The organism is Acaryochloris thomasi RCC1774, from assembly GCF_003231495.1.
GTDB lineage: Bacteria > Cyanobacteriota > Cyanobacteriia > Thermosynechococcales > Thermosynechococcaceae > RCC1774.
Genome location: NZ_PQWO01000006.1, coordinates 153728 through 173682 on the forward strand (window position 1 = coordinate 153728; position 19955 = coordinate 173682).

13 protein-coding genes are annotated in these 19955 nt (G+C 46.7%); 1 reads left to right on the forward strand and 12 read right to left on the reverse strand.

Annotated elements, in window-relative coordinates; genetic code table 11:
• Window positions 1-799: 799 nt before the first annotated feature.
• Window positions 800-3145, forward strand: coding sequence for a GumC family protein (locus tag C1752_RS11830; RefSeq protein WP_110986272.1), 2346 nt, complete (start codon window positions 800-802; stop codon window positions 3143-3145).
• A gap of 286 nt (window positions 3146-3431) precedes the next feature.
• Here the strand turns inward: C1752_RS11830 and C1752_RS11835 are convergent, their stop codons facing one another.
• The 12 genes from C1752_RS11835 to C1752_RS11890 all read right to left on the reverse strand — a co-directional run bounded on the left by C1752_RS11835 (window position 3432) and on the right by C1752_RS11890 (window position 19827).
• The gene (locus C1752_RS11835) at window positions 3432-4802 is read right to left on the reverse strand and encodes a hypothetical protein (RefSeq protein WP_110986273.1); all 1371 of its coding nucleotides are present in this window, start codon (window positions 4800-4802) and stop codon (window positions 3432-3434) included.
• A gap of 60 nt (window positions 4803-4862) precedes the next feature.
• Window positions 4863-5984 carry a glycosyltransferase family 4 protein gene (locus C1752_RS11840; RefSeq protein ID WP_110986274.1) on the reverse strand — a complete coding sequence of 374 codons (1122 nt, stop codon included), beginning with the start codon at window positions 5982-5984 and terminating at the stop codon, window positions 4863-4865.
• A 69-nt stretch (window positions 5985-6053) separates the two neighbouring features.
• A complete protein-coding gene (locus tag C1752_RS11845; RefSeq protein WP_110986275.1) occupies window positions 6054-7298 on the reverse strand; it encodes a glycosyltransferase family 4 protein in 1245 nt (414 codons plus the stop codon).
• A gap of 31 nt (window positions 7299-7329) precedes the next feature.
• A complete protein-coding gene (locus C1752_RS11850) occupies window positions 7330-8595 on the reverse strand; it encodes a glycosyltransferase family 4 protein (protein ID WP_110986276.1) in 1266 nt (421 codons plus the stop codon).
• Between the two features lie 158 nt (window positions 8596-8753).
• Window positions 8754-9644, reverse strand: a complete 891-nt coding sequence (locus tag C1752_RS11855; protein ID WP_110986277.1) for a sulfotransferase domain-containing protein — start codon at window positions 9642-9644, stop codon at window positions 8754-8756.
• Between the two features lie 68 nt (window positions 9645-9712).
• Window positions 9713-10831: a glycosyltransferase family 4 protein gene (locus tag C1752_RS11860; protein WP_110986278.1), complete on the reverse strand. Its 1119-nt coding sequence runs from the start codon at window positions 10829-10831 to the stop codon at window positions 9713-9715.
• Window positions 10832-10856: 25 nt separating this feature from the next.
• Window positions 10857-11918, reverse strand: coding sequence for a glycosyltransferase family 2 protein (locus tag C1752_RS11865; RefSeq protein ID WP_110986279.1), 1062 nt, complete (start codon window positions 11916-11918; stop codon window positions 10857-10859).
• 70 nt (window positions 11919-11988) lie between these two features.
• Complete coding sequence (locus C1752_RS11870) at window positions 11989-12936, reverse strand: hypothetical protein (RefSeq protein ID WP_110986280.1); 948 nt, start codon at window positions 12934-12936, stop codon at window positions 11989-11991.
• Between the two features lie 103 nt (window positions 12937-13039).
• A complete protein-coding gene (locus C1752_RS11875; protein ID WP_110986281.1) occupies window positions 13040-14896 on the reverse strand; it encodes an ABC transporter ATP-binding protein in 1857 nt (618 codons plus the stop codon).
• Between the two features lie 89 nt (window positions 14897-14985).
• Window positions 14986-15876: a sulfotransferase family protein gene (locus C1752_RS11880; protein ID WP_110986282.1), complete on the reverse strand. Its 891-nt coding sequence runs from the start codon at window positions 15874-15876 to the stop codon at window positions 14986-14988.
• A 225-nt stretch (window positions 15877-16101) separates the two neighbouring features.
• Complete coding sequence (locus C1752_RS11885) at window positions 16102-16992, reverse strand: sulfotransferase family protein (RefSeq protein ID WP_110986283.1); 891 nt, start codon at window positions 16990-16992, stop codon at window positions 16102-16104.
• Window positions 16993-17115: 123 nt separating this feature from the next.
• Window positions 17116-19827, reverse strand: coding sequence for a condensation domain-containing protein (locus tag C1752_RS11890; RefSeq protein ID WP_110986284.1), 2712 nt, complete (start codon window positions 19825-19827; stop codon window positions 17116-17118).
• Window positions 19828-19955 lie beyond the last annotated feature (128 nt).

The following is a 19955-nucleotide window of genomic DNA, read 5'->3' on the forward strand; positions in this document are numbered from 1 at the left end:
CTGACTTGCGTTCTGTAGATCTATGAAATGTCCAAATTTTGGATGAAAAACTAGACGGAGTAAGATTTACTAGTGCCAACAACTGGCAACAACGATTAGGACCATTTACGCGAAATGTCACATCGCTCAACATACTTCAGCGTGAATTTGTTCCTCTATGTCTTAGGCTCTTGCAAATCTGCACCTTCGAGGCTCTCCATCAAAAACTATCGCGTCAATATCTGGTGCCTCTTGTTCATCTTTCTTGCCTCCACTACTTTTGTTTATGCATGTTGCTAAGGTGTCCATCTGAACAAATCAGCGCTGGACTCTAGCTCGCTCATGGCTGGCTTTTTCCTGTGGTTTATTTCTGCATCACTGATCTCGTTGCATAGATTTGCGCTGGTCGCTGGGGAACTTTTTTGCTAGGCTCTTTATGAGGCAAGTTGTTCACAGACAAACTCTTGATTAAGGCTGTGGCATATGAGGTAAGAACCCTGGGATTAAGCTGGACTTGTTTTTAGCTTCTAAGGGCCTATCTTGGATAATCGATAAGGTTATTGCCTGAAAATGGGGGATGGTAAATTTCTAAGTCTTAATGTGGCGGTTTTGCAGGGGCTCCAACTAAGATAGGTATGTTGGCGAGTTCAAACTCGTGAGCGCATAGTTATCTGTCTTGATATAGCATCAATCTTTAATTTTTAAGTCTACCCATCATTCCACTTGCTTATGGAATCGTCGATGGCAAACGGGCTTGAAAAAATATTCCTAAGAACTATTCTTTTTGCTCAGGCCAACCGAGCTTTATATTAGAACGAAAATGAATCAATATTTAAGGCAACTCCGTTCTAGATCTCAAGATAATAATAACGATATGCAGGGTGAGGTAATCTCACTCCCCTATGCAAGTTCCTTCGCTAGCGAGAGTAATGAAGGCGGGTTGGAACTGGGTCAACTTCTGGGCACGATACGGCGCAGATGGTTGCTAATCGTTGGTACAACTGCTGTTGTTACCGTCGGTACTTTTTTTTGGAGCATCACGCGCCCGGCACAATATCAGGGACAGTTTCAGATACTGGTAGAACCGGTAACGGCAGAATCTGAGGTTGTATCACGTGCCACAGGCGATCAAAAGAGCGTTACCGATCAAGACTTGGGTGAAACGCAACAGGCTAGCACGCTGCTTGATTATTCCACTCAGATTGAAGTGCTTTACAGTCGTAAGTTGCTCGACCCCGTTGTCAATAGGTTGCAGGATACGTTCCCCGAAATCACCTATGACATACTGCGCCGAAAATTGCAGATCTCTCGTCAGAGCGGTAGCTCGCAGGGCCAGGGGCGAGGTGAGGGTGCCGATACAACTAAGATTTTGCTTTTTGAGTATCAATCCCCGAACCCTGAGGAAGTTAAACAAGTTTCACAGGACTTATCTCAGACCTATGTTAAGTACAGCTTGCAGGAGCGGCAAACAAACCTTCGGCGTGCGATTCAATTCACAGATAAGCAACTGCCTCTACTGAAAGCTCAGGTCAATCAGCTAGAACTACAGCTCCAGCAGTTTCGAGAACGCAACCGACTTGTTGACCCTGAGCAGTTGAGTCAGCAAGTCACCAGTGAACTCGGGAGTTTCCAGCAGCAGTTGATGAGTACGCAACTGGAGCTGTTGCAAAAGAAGCGCCTATATGCATCTCTACAGGAACAGCTACAGCTTCAGCCTGACGGTGTTGAGGCAAGTTCTGTTCTGAGTCAAGCTCCTGACTATCGCAAGCTGGTTGAGCAGCTCCAAGAACTGGAGACACAGCTTGAAATTGAGTCTGCTCAATTGACGGCAGATCACCCTGTCATCATTGATCTCAAATCACAGCGAGATCGTCTCTTGCCACTGGTCGCGCAGAGGGCAAAAAGCACCTTGGGATCCAATCTATATGAGAAGTTCGGGGATGCAACTTCTTTGCCCTATCAAAATGAACTGCGGCAGGCGTTGGGGCAACAATTGGTGGACACGGCTCTAGAAGTCCAGGCCTTGGAGGCGCGGGCGCGAGGAACGGAAGAACTGACGAAAACCCTAGAAACGCGTGTTGTACAGCTGCCAAAAATAGCGCGTGAGCATGAAGCTTTAGAGCGGCAGTTGGCTATTGCCACCGATAATCTTCAGGGTTTTATGAAAACGCGTGAAGAACTCTTGATTAGCGCTGCGAGACAGGAAGTTCCCTGGGAGCTGATTGAGCCTCCCACGCAGCCGGGAGAGGTGGCTCTCGCCGATCTCCCTCGTGATTTATCGTTGGGAAGCTTCTTGGGACTGATTTTGGGACTCGGCCTATCTATCTTGATTGACAAGGCGAGTAAGACAATTCATGGCGTTGATGAGCTGCGATCGATTGCGGAGCTACCTATCCTGGGTAAAATTCCCCTCAATGGCAACCTGGATGAGTCAGTTGTTGAGCTAGGGCATCCTGTTGAGCAGCTAGAGGTGCAGGGGCTGTCTGTTTCTGAAGAAGAGTACCCGCTAGAGGGAATAGGGTACGGCGTCTCGCCGTTTTTAGAAGCCTTCCGCTCGCTCAGCATTCAGCTCCAGATGTTGAGGCCGGATTCACCGATCCGATCGCTGGTTGTTAGTTCCTCTATGCCTGAGGAAGGTAAATCAACGGTTGCTTCACATTTGGCTAAAACCGCAGCGTCGATGGGTAAAAGGGTCTTGCTGGTAGACGCTGATTTACGGGTTCCCTCAGTCCATTCTCTGTTCTCAATGGAGCAGCGGCCCGGATTAAGTGAGTTGACGACGATGGATTTTGATCTAGAAACGGTTATCCAGCCCAGTCCCCACGAAGAAGGTCTTTTTGTGCTGACCTCTGGTACTCAACCGTCAGATCCGACCCGCTTTCTTGCGTCTCAAAAGATGCACGCGCTCATGGATAGCTTTCTAGATATGTTTGATCTAGTTATTTACGATACGCCGCCATTGGGGCTTTCTGAGACGGTTCTGATGAGTACGCTCGTGGATGGCTTGTTACTGGTTACAAAGCTGGGTCTGGCTAAGCACTCTGATCTCAAAGAAACCTTGGATAAGCTCAGGCAGTCTCGGGTATCGGTCCTTGGCTTCGTCGCCAATGGGGTGAAGACTCAGGCTTCAGCTAGCAGCGCCTACGGGAAATATATGAATGGATAGCCCGTACCATATCTGCAAAAGTGGTTAGTACAGGAGCAAGACTAAGAATTAGGGTAAGCGATCTCTGAAACACTTATACGGCAGTGTTTCTAGGATGATACGATACTGCCTTGAAATTGAGTGCTGACGCTGCACTGGTCATCAGTGCTTATCTTGCTTAAGCAACGGTCTGGATAATTTTAAATTTTGAGCCTGAAATCCATAACACTCAGTAGATAGCAGAGGACTGGCCGAGGGGTAAAACCTGCATCCCACTGTTGGCCATCAAAAGTTGTCCGGGGTGTTGTTAAGAAGAGTTTGATAGTAAGTGTAAGTCTCTAGCCGCTTTTTTCTCCTGTTCTTCGTGCCAGCGAATGCTCAACAGGCAGGCAATCGTGATCATTTGTCCAGGTTCTTCCATTTGGGTCAAGATGCATCCTAAGACGGCTGTAGACAGCAGCATAAATTTCCCAAGGTCGTCTACGCAGACTCTTCTCCAAACAATGGAGCAGAGATAGATGTAGGCGGATAGGCCAACAACGCCAGTGTCTCCCCAAATGCCTGCCCAGGTATATAGAGGGAAATAGACCGTTGACTCCCGTGGCAGATAGCTAATGGTGACGATATCGAAAATTCGCTGCGATGCTGGATGAATGGTGGCCCCCAGGGGAACAAGCATTGATTTGTAGTCCCGCATGACCCAGCCACCGAGACGGGTAACGGTATGTCCTGGTCCTAAACCGATAAGCCAGTTGAGGGGAGATGTAAAGTAGGAGGGAATAATGCGGAATGCGGCAAATTTGGTGCGAGCCGCTAATCCGTCGAATCCCCAGATATCTCGATTAATCCAGTTTTGGTAGGGCTGTAAAATCTCTAGCTTGAGATTTAAAAGTGCCCAGCCACAAACGACGGTCACTGCGGCGATAGAGACGAGGTAGATGCAAAGCTTTAAGGGATCCTTGACCTTTGTGAGCAGTAAAAGACCGTAGCCAGCTGCGAGGGCCATGAAAATTTGCTTGGAGTCGGAAACTTGAATTTGATAGCAGGCGGCTAGCAACAGTCCTCCCCGAATCCAGCGGGGCACAAATTTATAGTTGAGAAAGAAATATAGGGCGAAGTAGAAAGAGACGGTACAAGAGACGTAGTTCGCTGCGCTGCCGCCGCCGCCGCCGAAGACGCCTGTGATATTGTCCTGGATTGTGCCACCTGAGGGTTTAGGGTAGATGCCGATGGGGAGGAGAACGGATTGGGCGAGTGCCAATACGAGGTTGCACAGGGCAAATTTGAGGACGTATTCTTTGAGCCTGAGAAAAGATACCCCGGCGAGGGGGACGGCCAGCATTGCGGCCAGAAAAAGAAAGGCCTCTGTTTGGAAAAGGTACTGGAGGGCAATGTTGACAATACCAGCCTGGTTAACGACGGCACTGAACACGGTAACCAGTAGGACTACGATCATCCCCACTAAAATATCCCAGACGAGATTAATTTGTGATCGCCTTTTGGTCCGAATCGTAAATAATATAAAAACAGAAATAGCCGGAACAAATATGAAGTGGAGAAAGTTGATAATATCTGGAGCGCCGAAGGACGTTAAGAAACGCGGAAAGAAGACGATTGCATAGGCAATCAAAATCAATGATGAGTTACTGATGAGTCCTTTCTTGCTGGAATTTATCATTTTGGTGCTACGTATATCTCCAAGAAGGAGGCTGGAAGCTCAAACGTCAATTTACTCGTTTTATCTGATGGATGTATAGAGTTCTAGAAGCGTTTGGGCCGTATTTTGTTTAGAAAATGTCTGGGTTTTGGAGAGCGGATCTGGAGAAGGGGACATTAGAGAGGTTGCGATCGCATCCCTCAACCCAGCCCTTGGCTCATCGTTGAGCGGAAAATAGACACAATTCTCAGACCCCACTTCTCGAAAAATAGGAATATCAGAGCAAACAACCCTACACCCCCAAGACAAAGCCTCCACTAACGGCAGACAAAAGCCTTCGGTAGAAGAGGGAATGGCAAATAGACTGCACGCTTGATACAGCCAGCAAAGCTCTTCATCCGTTAAAGCAGAGAGAAATATAACTTTGTCCTGTAAAGCCAGTGATTGAATCAGATCGTGGAGCGCATCTGTCTCAGGACCAGCGCTACCCACTAAGATAAGCTGCATATCCTCAGCGATGGCCTTCTTCTTTAAGAGATCAGCATAGGCTTGGATCAATAAATCAAGATTCTTATTCTTCCGATGCTGGGCCACACAAAGGATAAAGTTTGAGACAGCGCCATCAGTCAGTTTTTGGGGCGCTTTGATTTTAATATCGCTAAAGTCTACGTAGTTGTAGACAACCGCTCTCTGCTGCGTAGGTCGCTCAGAGAAGAAAGCGTTGAGGGACTGCAGGGTCACCTGAGACACGCAGGCAAGTCCATCACTGCCTTGGACACACTGCTTTAAGAACCCGCGATTAAACCACACCTGCGGGTAGCCAAAGTTCTCTGGACATTCATAGGGGTAGAGATCATGGATGCTGGAGACAATCGGCACCTCAAACCACTGGCGAATGAAGGGGAACGGAAAAGATAAATGGAGAAGGTCGGGCTTGATCTGGCGAACAAGCTTAGGTAGACCGAAGACAAACCATCGATTTCGGGAGAGAGACGTATTGTTGATATCAACGGTCACCAGGCTAATTTTAGGGGACTGAAGATTAAAAGACGCCTCAAAATAATCCTGCTGCCATGCCCCAATAAGCACGGTCACCTGGCTGACCTGCTCAGTATCAGCTAAGCATTGAGCTAAGTTCGCTGCGTGTCGGCAAACGCCTGTGGGCTTGACCGGTCGGTGGAGGGCCGGAATGAGGACATGCATCTTTAATCTGACCTCGCTTCTGTCAGTAAAAGACCGCCGCCATCAGGCACTGAAGTCATATTCGCTAGCCTATGCAATGACGGGCGCTGCCTCATCTACTGTTGTTTGATAGAGGTCACCTAAACGCTTACCCACAACGTTCCAGCTAAAGTTCTCCTGGACAAGCTGGCGGCCTGCCATTCCCATCTGCACCCGCAGCTCGGCATCTTGAGCTAACTTTTGCATTGCTACGGCCATATCCTGAATCACCTGCTCCGGCGCGTGACCGGGGACTTTAATGCCCGTCTGATCGGTCACCTGAATGGCAGGACCGCCGAGGTCGAGGCAAATCACCGGACGACCAGAGGCCATCGCTTCAATGCATACCCACCCGCCTGAATCGTGCAGGCTGGGGTGAACGAGAACGTGGCTTTCCCCTAGGCGTTCTAGGGTATCTTCACGGGACAAACGCCCCCAAAATTTGACTCGATCGCCAACGCCACAGTCCTCGGCAAGGCGCTGTAGATTCTCTAATTCTGGTCCTTCTCCCGCTAACCAGTACTCTGCCTCTGGCAGATTGGCAGCGGCAAAAGCCTGGATCCCCAGGTGGAAGCCTTTCCAGTGAAGTAGGCGGCCCATGCTGATAAACCGAACCGGCTCCGAGGCCGGCAGAGGATAGGCGTTGAGGACCGCAATCTCTTCGTCTAGCAAACCCACCTCAGGTACGATCTGCACTTGAGAAGCGCCCATTCGATACAGCCGCTTGGCGGTATCATCGGTCGTCGCTCGTACGACAGCCGTATTGCGAATGGTGAGACCGACTAGCGGGTCTCGCTGACCGATATTGCGGACGAGATCTCTGGCTAGTTCATAGAAGCGCGCCCGGAAACTAAAGTCTTTCCAGAACTTTGGCGGAGCAGATTCGCCACCGCCGACGGGCCCCCAAATGAAGGGCACGGGTAAAAAGGCAACGGGGCTGGGAGCCGAGTATTTGACGAAGGTAACGTGGTGGATCACGTCCAGCCCGATTTCTTCGTGCAGGCGTCGAGCCACAAAGTAAGCCTGAATTTGCCACAGATAGTAGTGAACCTGCATGGCTCCAGACTGCCCCCACCGCATACTGTCTTTCCAGAAGGGCAGGGTGAAGTAAACAAATTTGAGATTGGGATTGGGATGGGCCGCTAGCTCCGCTTCGATGGCCTCTTTGCTTTCATCGGGTCGGGTTAACACCCAAACCTGGTGGTGTTTTGCAATTTCGCAGGCGACATTCCAGCCGACCCCTCGCTCTGATCCTCTGCCAGGTTCACAGGAATAGGCAGATATGAGTACTTTCATTATGCGTTTGCCTCGTCTCAGATCAGGAGCGTTAAGAAGTTTTGACTGGAACACGGTCCACAGATGTTGATGGCGAAGCCGTTCCCTGTGTGGAAGGATTACCGCTGGCTTTGATGCGCTCGATCACCTTCAAGAAGGCATTGACTTCGCAGTACAGGTTCTGCTCACTGAAGACCTCTGTGGATCGCTCGCTATACCGTTGACGGACTTCCGTGTCGGCCATTTCCAAAATAGCCTCGGTTAAGGCTGCAGGCTTACCGCAGGGATAGACGAGGCCGTTATAGCGATGACGGACGGTGTCGTTGTAGCCCCAGTTGCCGCAGTGATCGCTGAGGATCGGAGGGGTTCCAGAGGCCATGGCTTCGGAGACCACGAGGGGATGGGGATCAATCCAGGATGTGACGACAAAGGTATCTAAGGCTGCAAAGTAGAGGGGAATCTTCGCCTGGTTGACGAAGCCGTAGTTGATGACTTCGCCGTCGAGTTCTGCAAGGCGTTTGTCAATGGCTGGCTCTAGATCACCACCGCCAAATAGAACGCCCCGGATTCTAGAATCTTGTTGATGGGCAGATGCGATCGCATCTATAAACTCGAACGGATTTTTACGTTCAATATACTTACCCATGAAGCCATAGAGGATCGTATTTTCATCCCAGGCTAGCTCTCGGCGAATGCGCTGCAGCTCATCGGGCTGAGCCGCGATGGTTTGCTCAAAGCGATCGCCGTCGATGGGGTGGCAGCCGCGCACAATTTTGGCATCGTCAACGCCATAGTGCCGTAGGTGAATCTCGTTGTGATCGCCGCAGGAGAGCCAGTAGTCGGCCAGATTATTCATCCAGGGATAAAGGACCGACATCACAATTAATCGCTGCCGACTGTAGCGAGCATCGGACATCATGCTGGCGTCGTTTTGCATAATCAACGGCACCCCGCGCAGCTTGCATAGAAATGCGGTGAGCCGATAGGAATAATTGACGAAGCTCTGCATAAACACGGCATCGCATCGCTCAGGGTGAATGTAATCAAGGAGCCCTGGACTAATAACAGTGCTCTTACGCTGCGTCGGCACCTTACCCGAGAGATCTTTAAGATACTCGTGGTCGTAGCCGCTGGTGAGGTCAACATCCCAGGGTTGAGCGGCCTCCCCTAAAAAGCTGTCACCACTTTGTTGATTCTCGTCCGACAGGTAAAGAACCTTCAGCTCAAGGTCAGGATTTTCGCTCAGCTTACGCCAGAGAGGGCCATGATGCTGAGTAGGATGCGTAAACACAACGCATAGACGAAATTTCTCGCTCATGATTGACCCTTGATCATAAAATTTAGAACTTAAGAAATGAAATATAAAAGTCGAAAGAAGGCTATCGGCTTACTTTTGTTAATAAATAGCATTCTAGGAGTTGAGTCGCTCGAAACTGGGCTGAAGCTCGGCACTATATTGAGCTATTTAAGATGAAATTACCAATTCGAGTTCTCTTCATAGTCTAATTTAACCAGGAGGTCTCCAGCAACCTTTTTGAATTCAACTTTATGCTCCTCCTTGAACAGATTCTGCCAGCCGCCGATGCTGCCTTTCCCCCCTTTCTTAAAGGTGTGGGATTCAGAGGGGTTGAGTGTATAGGAAGCAAATTTTTCCGTCACCTGATCTGCAGGCATAGAAATAGAGAGGTGATCTAGAATTTGCTGCACAATATCAATCCGTTTAGCTTCTGAGCCACCGCCCCGTTCACCCACGAGATCTTCAAATTTAACCGCAAGCGTTCCGGAGTCTTCGACCCAACCATTCCAGCGGAGAAAATCTGAGCCGATATCAGGCTGAGATACGTTGGAGCCAAAGGGACTGCCAACAGGTACGCCTTTAATGGAGCTCATGAGCTGCTCATCAAAACTAGCCTGCTCAAGATAGAGATCGTGCAAAAAGATCCGCTCTTCTTTGGTCACCCAACGCGCATGGGAAACGGCAACATCTCTCAGGTCTCGATAGATAAATAGCGGCTTGCAGTTAAATTCCTTGAGAATCTCGACAATTTCGTCGCAGTACATCAGGTGGCTTCTCACAATGGAGAGATCGGGGGCTGAGCCAACTTTCCAGCGAATGTGATCGGCTGTGTTCATGACGCCACAAAGCGCCTGCACGGATACGATGTCGTCCCACTTTTGTAAGCCCGGTATGGAGTAGAGAATTTGGTAGAGTAAATGTGTTCCACTCTTGGGATAGGAGTTGCAGAGAATTAAAGACTTGGGAGGACTGCCTTTAAGCTGGTTGAAGAGCCTATCTTTCCAGTATCGAGTTGCAAAAACAAAGTCTCTACCGTGTAGTCGAGAAATATCTTTTAACTGATAACTCATAAACTTATCTTTTTAAAATATAGAAGTATTAATATCCATCGGTTCTCCCGCCAATGGCTCCCCTTTTTCTATCGCAAAACTTGTTCATAGATATTAGCCACCTGCTCGGCGGTTTTCTCCCAGGTAAACTGCTTAACGCGTTTCAACCCCCGCTCAATGAGGACTTTTCGATGCGCGGAATTATCGGAGAGGTCTTGAATTGCAGTTGCGATCGCATCTACATCCATCGGATCGATCAAAACCCCTGCGTCACCGACTACCTCCGGCATTGCGGTTACATTGGCTGCCACCACAGCCGTTCCGCAGGCCATTGCCTCTAGCAATGTCAGGCCAAAGCCCTCGTAAAGGGAAGGAGCCACCAGTATATCTGCCGCATTATAAATCTGCACTAACTTGTCCTCGTCTGGCTGTCCTAGATAGGTCGTTAAGTCTTCTAATTGATGCCTCTTAATATATGTCTGCTGTTCTAGATCGAAATCTGCGCCCACTTTCCAAAAGTGAGCAGAGAGACCCTGATCTTTTAGGGATGCTAAAACCTTTAATATTGTCAGGACATTCTTGCGGGCATTGTTAGAGCCGACATTGAGTAAACATAGGGTTCCCCGATCAAGACCCATTTGCTCTCGAAATGAGTCCGTTTGATCGGTGGATAGGAGACGAAAGGTAGGATCGACGGCGTTGGGGACCACCGTGATTTTTTGAGATGCGATCGCAAGGTGTTCAACCGTATCTTTTTTCGTATGTGCAGAAACCGCAATCACATGATCTGCAGTCTGCATCCCCTGAACGGCAAACTTCCAAGCCGATAAGCTGATCACAGGAAAGCGAGCTCTCCCCTTAAAACTCTCAGGCTGAGTTAGATTAATCAAATCATGACAGGTCACGACATTCTTCTTTTTGTAAAAATTCAGCCAGTAGCCTAGATAGCCATCACTATGGTCGATAACGTGAAAAATATCAGCATCTAACCGCTGAAGCGAACGCGGATAGCGCCAGTATCGCTCATAGTACTTTCTCCCCCCAGCCAACAAATTGGACTGTCTAGAGCTAGCCTTGCCTAGAACTGGCGATTGTTCCATAATCTCCCAGTCAGGTCGAACAGCTTTCAAGCCTTTGACCAAGCTATCGGCATAGACATCCATGCTGAAAGACGCTCTCGGCGCTCTCCGTAAAATTGCAACACGCATAGGCCCCATCATTGAACGTCCCTATTTAGCTACTCACTAGCGTCCGTAGTCTGGTCAGCGTCTTATCCACGACTTTGGGGCGCAAATGAGGCGCATAGAGCCACGTCAGTCCCTGTTTAGCAAGAGGGACAGGCATTAAACTCACCCATGCAAATAAAACACTGTAGATAATTCTCTTCGGAAAGTTGTGGCTAGAAAACTGCCAGAGGGCCTGCAATCCCCATAGCATTAGCTGGAAAGCACTATCTGACGGCACCGGATGCTCCTGAGGCTCCAGGCGTAGAGAGGCTAAGCGAGACCAAATCCGCCCCATTGAGCGTCGTTCCAAATCATCGGGCACCTCCAAATCTTTCTCTTTAGCCCTTTGCTGCAGGAGTTCAAAATTCTGGAGATCATGAGTGACAAATCGCCGAAATCGGCTGCCCGATACAGTCGTCAACGCCCACTGATTATCACTATGAACCCGATAAGCCCCCATCGGATCGTTAATACTCGCCAGCTTCCCTGCGTAAAAGGGCGTTGACATCATCAAATAATCATCGGCAGTTGTCCTATAGGCATCAGGAATCGGAAACACAGGTATGAGCGTTTTACGCCGATAGGCATTGCCACTCATCGGCGCACTGACATAGCTACTGGTTTCCAAAAGTTTGCGCCAGACCTCTCCAGAAGACAGCTCCATACCAGCAGATGGGATAGAGTAATCCAGCGATTGACTGCTGCCGTCAACGACCTGCAACCGAAAGTGAACCTTACCCACTCCAGATTCAAAAGCTTCAACAATCTGATTAACGGCGTCAGGCAGCAGATAGTCATCCGCATCTAAAAATAGAATAATGTCACCTTTGCTAGCCGAGAACCCTGTATTAAGAGCCGCAGCCTGCTTTCCATTCGGCTGAAAGATCGCGTGGATGCGATCGCCATACTCTGCAATAACAGCAGCAGAATCATCCGTAGAGCCATCATCAACAACAATGACCTCTACATCCTGCCTATCCTGATTGAGGGCACTATCAATCGCCTGCCGCAGAAACTGTGCGTAGTTATAGTTATCAATAACAATGCTGATTAAAGGCTGATTATCCATAGAGAGCCAACTTCTACTGAGGGTGGTGTTTCGGAGAAACCCGTGCAGCGCAAGGATCTGATGCTTTTACTTAGCTAAAAAGAACTTCTGTTCCCGGTATATGGCCGAACAATTGAGTTGCATACTCCCTTACCCCATCTGTCTTAAACAGTTCCTGATATCGAGGATTGTCGGCGAAAAGCTTCCATCGGTTTAGAACATCCATTTTGTGAGCTTCGCCAGCATACTTATCCCCATCAAAAGAACTGCCGCGACCAGAGACCGAAATATCATTTAAGCCATCGTCTGTAAACTTCACCTGAAGCTGAGCTGAGAGCTCCTTTCGATAGTCGATGTCAAAAAACCACTTATTGTAGTTAACGAATAACTTATTGTTTTTCAAAAAAGAGGTCTCATCTAAGCACTCTTTAGCATAAGAAACCCATAGCTCAGGCAGGCTGTAGCGGCGCGAGTAGACTTCCAACATACTAAAGTTGGGTCGATCTTCACGAGGTTTAGACTGTAGCCGACTCGCGAACAAGTTAAAAGGGTCACGCATTACAATAATATCGAATCGCTTGTCACTCTTCCCTAGATACAGATCGTGCTTCCGCTCAAATGAAGCCTTTGTAACCTTTTCAATCTCTTGATCTTCATAACTATAGAGTAAGCAATCTTTGACAGAGAAATCACCTTCCTTTTCACTCTTCCACCAGTTAGGCTCCCTATAGTTCCATAGTGACTCATCAAGCTTACGCCCCAATATGACTTGGCTTTCATACTGATCGCGATAAGGATTTTCTAGTGGTTTAACATGATTGATGAACATTACCTCGCCCTGGACTTGCTTCGCGATCCAGTTGATAATGGCGTGATTACCTGAGCGCCGTAATCCCAGGACTCTGATCTCTTTTCTGTTTACAACTGCATGGGGATCCGAGTTCTTTGATACAACCCGTGCATAATCTTCAAAGACATGCGATACCTTTTGATTGACTCGCTTAAGCAAGTAGCTGACTCTTTTTTTAGAGATCTCCATGACTTTGACTCATTAAGGTTGCACTATTTAGAACGCAAGCAGGGGGAATTTGCATTAACTATGCTTAGTCTGCACCCGTATGAACTGTAGATAAAGTGAATCTCTACGTGCGGACGTTTTCCACTACTTCCTTATAATTCCCCGATTTCACAACTTCTCCAGCATCTAGCATATAAATCTTGTCACAATTTTTGATGGTTGTTAGTCGGTGTGCAATTGTAATCAGCGTGAGCCTGCTACTTGAAGATAAGGATGCAATAGAGTCCGTCACTAACTTTTCCGTTTCATTGTCCAATGCTGCCGTGGCTTCATCAAGTACCAAAATTTGCCGGTCATGATAAATCGCTCTAGCGATACCAACACGCTGCCTCTGTCCACCCGACAACAAAATGCCTCGCTCGCCAACTAAGGTACTCAAGCCATTCGGTAAAGCATTGATAACTTCGGTAAGCTGAGCAACTTCAATCGCTTCAGAAATTTTCTTGCGATCGATTAGATGCTCAGGAACGCCAAAAGCGATATTCTTCTCAATAGATTCATCTGTCAGAAATATGCTTTGTGGAATATAGGCAATTAAATCTTTCCAAGCACGAAGATTTTGATAGATAGAGTCATTGTCGACCATCAAATCTCCACTCTGGGGAATCAATAGGCCCAAGAGAATATCAACAAGTGTTGTTTTTCCTGCACCTGACTTACCTATAAAAGCGATTGAGTCTCCTTTGCTAATTGTCAGCGACAGATCAGAAATCACTGGCTTGTCAGAATTAGGATAATGATAGGTAATCCCTTCTAATCTAATCTGTTTGTCAAAACGGAAGGTATTTGAAACTCCTGCTTCCTGAATCGTATTTAAGCCAGCATTAAACTTGGTGTCAGGCATGGGCTTTCGCTCCAAAACAGATGCTTTTTGTTGCCTGTCAGCCTCTGTTCTGTATCTAAGTGAATCCAACTCAGATAGTTCATAATGAATCTGATTGAGCGTAAAGCTAGATGCTCTGATCTGGGTAATACTGATAACAATATTGTTGATGGCTGGCAGTAGGCGTAATGCAGCTAGAGTGAAGATCCCTAGCACTGACGTAGTTTCGGCAATCCCCTCTTCATTAATCAGAACAGAAAAGCATATGATTGCCACCACAATGATGACAAGGATGCTTTCCATAAAGAATCGCGGTAAAAGCTTGAAGGCAACAAAAGTACGCTGAACCTTCTCAAGCTTTTCAGCTTGATAGATAATCTGATTTTCAAAATAGTTCTCACAGCCAATAACTTTCGTCTCCTTAACGCTGCCGAAAGCGTGGTTCACAATTTGAATAATATCTGCTTTGCTTTCGCGCATCTGCCTTCCCCATCCTCTAACTTTAGATGCGAGGGAGTTGAAGAACAGTAAGATTGGTAAAAGAGTCGCTAGTAGCGCAATTACCATCGGCAAACTTGTAAAACAAAGTAAGCAGAATAAAGCAATGAACAAGAACGTATTTGCCAATGCAATAAGCAAAGGCATAAAAACTAGCGTTGAAAATGTATTCGCAATCTCAATGAGCCTATCTATAATTGCTGAAGTATTTTTACTGATGTGGTAGATATAGGGAGCTTCAAGATAACCACGAGCCATTTTAATAATCAGAGCTCTTTGCTGCTGGTTACTAAACCTCGCGATGAATATTTGGGTGCCCCCAACAATTAAAGTTCTTAATAAGAAAATAAGCACAGCCATTAGCCCAACTAGAGCTACAAAGTGACTTTCTTGAGCAATCCCAAGTGAGTCGCGTAACTGACTAAGCAAAGGCGTACGCTCGATCATGTCAAAGTCACTTGCCAAAGCAATGAATGGGCCTAGGATACCTATTCCTAAAGCTTCGACACCTGACGTTAATATAAAGACAAAGGCAGCCAACAAGAGATGAAAGTTGCTTGCTGGCAAGACGTACAAAATTTTCTTGAGGTACCCTAGCATATGTTTGTGAGTATCAATAAATAATTTGAGTTAACAGATTTTCAGTACTTACTTCAATAGATCAATTACATTCTCCCCAATCCAGGACTTTAGTGCATCAGCCAGCTAGATAAATCCTTCTGAATGTATTCTTGAAGTCTGAGTATATCTTCCTCATAGGTTTTTACCAATGTCTCCCGCAGGTCATCAGGCAAATCAGGCTTAGACTTTCTGTTTTTTTCTCGAATATTTCGCAGTATTATTTTCCATTGATCGGGGAGGTACGGCTTTAGAAAAGAAATTGGTGAACTAGGGACAAGCATCTTGTTGATGAGCAGGTTTTGAGGTACTGAAGATACGTTCTTCCGAGACAAGTCAGGAACGAATCCTGAGTCAACTTCAAGAAATTTGAATATGTTTTTCAATGTGTCTAGCGGATTCTGGTTTAACTCTTCGTAGAGAAATATCTTGAGCTGCTGAGGTGAAAAAAGCTCAGAGTATCTAGATATTTGTTCATAATAGAATCCTGCTTCTTTATATCGCCAGCCCGGTCTCCAGTCTTCTTTAGAACGCTTTTCCTCTTCCTCAAGCGCTTCTTTGAAAGTTAAATTTTCAGCACCGTCCCTGCGCTGATAGCAGTAGGCTGAAAATGCACGATCGCAAGGGTTTCTAAGGACAGTAATTAACTTGGCTTGTGGTATGAGTTCCTTGATTCTGTTAGGAGATTTTGGGAAAAACATATACTCAGTGGAGGCTTCTCCAATTGCCTTCTCTGTTGTAACGCCTCTGAATAGACTTTTATACTCTTGGAGTCCCATCTGTTTTCTTCTTGCTCCTTTACGAACCAGACTATTCGGAGGGGTCGCATAAAACTCTGGCGCAAAAAAACGTGGTTCTTTAGCTGGACTGATATAAATTTCAGGATGCTGCCCTAGGTAGTGACACAGCGAAGTTGTGCCACATTTAGCAGGGCCTATTATTATAAAATTAGGTAGTGTCATAAACTGGACTCCGTTAAGTATTTAGACTTGCAAGCTCTATCGATAGAGATATCTCTTGCAACAACGTAACTTTCCCCTGTTCTGAACTACCCCACCCATTTCTATGACTCTTCGTTGCGTTTTCCTGCGTGTAGATACAAGTTTCTTACTCTGGCGCAATAGATGCTGCTCGTATCATCTGTCATTCGGGCTTTAGGCTCAGGATGTATTTGAGCCTATATCTTGTCAGTCTAACCAACGAGAAAGGTCTCGCTCAATAAGATTCTGAAGGCTGAGTATATCTTCCCTATAATCTTTAGTTAACTGTTCTTTAATATCTGCAGGCATAGCTGAAAACTTCTTTGAATTCCAGCTTCTGACTTTATTGGCAACGCTGACCCTGAGTTGTTCGGGCACAACCTGCTTGGCAAAGGATCGTAGCGAGTTGCGCTCGCTTAGGATGTTCTGCAAAATTTTGACCTTAGGGTTGTTCGACACGTTCTTGTGAGTTAATTCTGGCGTGAAGGTATCATCAACCTCCAAAAACGAGAATAGATCTCGGATGACATCTAAGGGGCTAGCAATTAAGTCATCAAACAAATAAATTTTTAGTTGACTGCGATCAAATCGTTCGAAGTAGGGTTTGAGCTGTGCGTAGTAATATCCCCCCTGCCGATAATGCCAAAGGTGAGCCCAGTTTTGATGAATTCGCTTATCTTCTGCCTGTAGAGCCTCTGCGAACGAAAGAGACTCCTGAGCAATCAAATGCTTGTAGCAGGAATAAGCCCTATCAACTGGGTTCCGAAGGACTGCAATCAGTTTTGTGTCAGGGACGTAGTGGGCAATGCGATCAACCGCTTTTGCACTATAAAGGTATAGCGGTGAAGCCTCCCCGATTGCTGTTTCATGGGTAACGCCATCGAATAGTTTGTGATATTCAGATAAAGTCGTTACTGAAGTGTGATTGATGGATTGATCAGGATTTTGAAAGTTCAACTCTTCATCTTCTAGAGCAAAAAAGCGAGGCTCCTTCAATGGGCTCATATAGATTTGAGGGTGCTGATCAAGGTAGTAGTAGAGAGAGGTTGTTCCTCCTTTCGCTGCACCAATGATCAAGAAGTTAGGTAGTCGATCCATTTTTTAATCTAAGCGTTAGAAATATTGATGGGTTATACTTCGGGCTATTTAATTTCTGTTGTGCTAGTGATGCATCAATTTACTAGAAACAAAAACGTTTTTCTCCAAAGAGTAGGCAGGCTTTTATTCTGTTTTGCGTAAGCTTTGATCTAGGTTTCTTTGTATTTTTTTCGATAAGATTTGAACGTATGGCTCATGAACCATGGTGTTATGGTGCCCAGGAATCTCTTGAGTATTTACTTCTTTCTTTGTGACGGCTTCCCATCCGAGAGAAAGATTGTCTCGGATGGTCGTTGGACGCTCGACAGACCGATATAGATTTATCTTTCCTGAGTAGCAGAAATCTGGATGGTAGGAGTTAAATGCTTCGTAGTTAGCTAACTTTATTTCACGATAAATAGGAAGGTTCTCATAGATCTCAGGAAGCTCGTTGTGCAGCGTATCATTAATCAAAAATGCTGTCTTATCAATTCTCTCCCAAATGAAACTAGGAATGACACCCTTAAGTCGTTCAAGTATATAACCTACTTTGCGTCTTGGATTAACACGCGAAAGATTAAAAAAGTGAATATATATTTGATAGGTCAGGGAAGGCATATGAATGCGAGGGCGAGGTTGATGCCCGGGTGCAAATGTGTCAATCATGCCAACAAATGCCACATCATGACCTTTTTCTTCAAGCTGTCTGGCAACTTCGTAAGCGACTAATCCGCCCCCTGAATGTCCGATTAAAGAATAGGGACCCTTTGGCTGCAGCGTTTGTATCTCTCGAATAAAATGAGCTGCCATATCTTCGATCTGGCTAAAAACAAGATTTTCCTTCCCACCTAGTGCGGGGGGCTGAAGCCCGTAGAATGGCTGCTCTTTATCGAGATAGGTCGCAATGTTGTGATAATGTAAAATACTGGGCTCAACTGAGTGCATGCAAAAAAGTGCAGGTTTAGAACCTTCTGGCTTAATGGCGACAAGTGAATTCCACTCAGATGAATTTTCTTCAGTTAGAAGAGCGGCGAGCTTCTCAATACTGGGGGCTTGAAAAATTTTACTGAAGGGAAGCTTCTTATCAAACGTCTCTTCAATTTGAGAGAACAGTTCAATGGCCGCTAGAGATTTTCCGCCGAGTTCAAAAAAGTTGTCTTGAACTCCAATCTGCTCTAGGTTTAAGACAGTCTGCCAAATCTTTGTCAGCTGTAATTCTGCAGGATTTCGAGGTGCCAGATAATTCTTGTTGTTGTCTGTATCTAGTGAGCGATTGAGAGCGTCGAGCTTATCTTTTAATTGTTTTTGCTCAACGGTCCCTAGTGGTCTAATATCAGCTAGCGTTGCTTCGGGTTGTGCAATCGCTCGCTCCAGTAGAATCATCCAGTGCTGAAACAGGCTTTTCAGGGTTGCCTTATCAAACAGATCTGTTTTGTATTGGATGTACCCACCCATATCATCGCCATCGGGCTCAACGAATATCGCTAGATCAAAGTCAGCTGTGTCTATTGCCATCTCTTCTTTGCTCAAGGCTTGAGCTGTCATTTGGCCGAGTTCAAGAGGCTGTTGTGGGCCATTCTGCTGACTTTGAAGAACAAATAGTGCGCGGGATAGAGGAACACCTGCTAATGATGGAAAGCCCGCAATTTGCTGCAGGGGCACGTCGGGGTAATCGTAGATGGCTGTGATCGTCTGTTGTTCCTGATTCATTAGTTCTCGGAACGTCAATTCACTCGTGACCCGCGTACGCAGGGGCAGAATATTGTTGAAATATCCAATCAGTTTTTGCGTATCACTGCGGCTGCGTCCTGCTACTGGTGAGCAAACAATGAGATCAGTCTGCCCGCTGTAGCAGTGCAATAATGCTTTGAATGACGCGAGAAGAACAGTGAACTGAGACTTACCCTCCTGCTGGCAAAAATCAGTGAAGGCACGGCAGAGAGGACGCTCTATCCTGAAAGACTGACAGCGTCCCTGCATGCTTTGATTGTTTGAGTAGGCCCGATCGAGGGGCAGCTTCAAGGCCTCGGGAGTCTCATCGAAGACCTGCTGCCAATACTCTACTTGGGGTTTGAGAGCATCTCCTGAAAGCCACTCCTGATGCCAAGCCGCAAAGTCGACATACTGAAAAGGCAGCTCTGGTAATGCGGAGGATATATTTGATCCTCCTGCATTGTATAGAGAAGATAGCTCTGAAATAATTAAGCCCAAAGACCAGCCGTCTGCCACCATGTGATGGACCACAATAACCAGTAAGTATTCCTGTGACGATATCTGGAGCAAGGTGTAGTTGATCAGCGGTCCCTTGTCTAGCTCGAAGGGTTGCTTACTGATCTCTGCGACCCTGCGTAGCGCTTGGCTTTCTGCGTCACTCTGCTCCTGTAAATTAACGATCGTAAGGGCAGGGGGAGTTTCTGCTTGGATGACGACTTTGGGACCACTACCGTTACTGGTGTAGATAGTTCTTAGAACTTCATGGCGGTTAACAATTGTTTTCAGCGCGGCCTCAAGGCGTTCGATATGAAGATTGCCCGTCAGCCAAAAGGCCATGGGTAGGTTATATATACCCATGCCTGCCTGAAGCTGATCAACTAACCACAAGCGTTCTTGGGCCATTGAAACCTGCAAGGGGACATCTCGGGAAGTGACAGGGATAGGAGTAAGAGTCGAAGCTAAACCCGAGAAAGTCTTGGTCTGACTCAGTAATTGCAGCAGCTCTGGTTTGGACTGCTTTAAAGTCTCTTGGAGTTCAGGGGTAAATTTCCCTTTAGGAGCTCGGATGCGCAACCTATCGTTTTCAGCAGATACCTTGATCCCCAGTTGAGATAACTCAGATAGCAGACCCTCCAAACTCATGTAATTTCCTCCATTTCCTTTTCTAGATCACCGGATAATGTAGCCTCCGGCATAAATCACATTGGTGCTTCTTCCTTGACTCAAGGCTTCATTCCCTTGTGAACCTGTATTGTTCGCTTTTTCTGCGG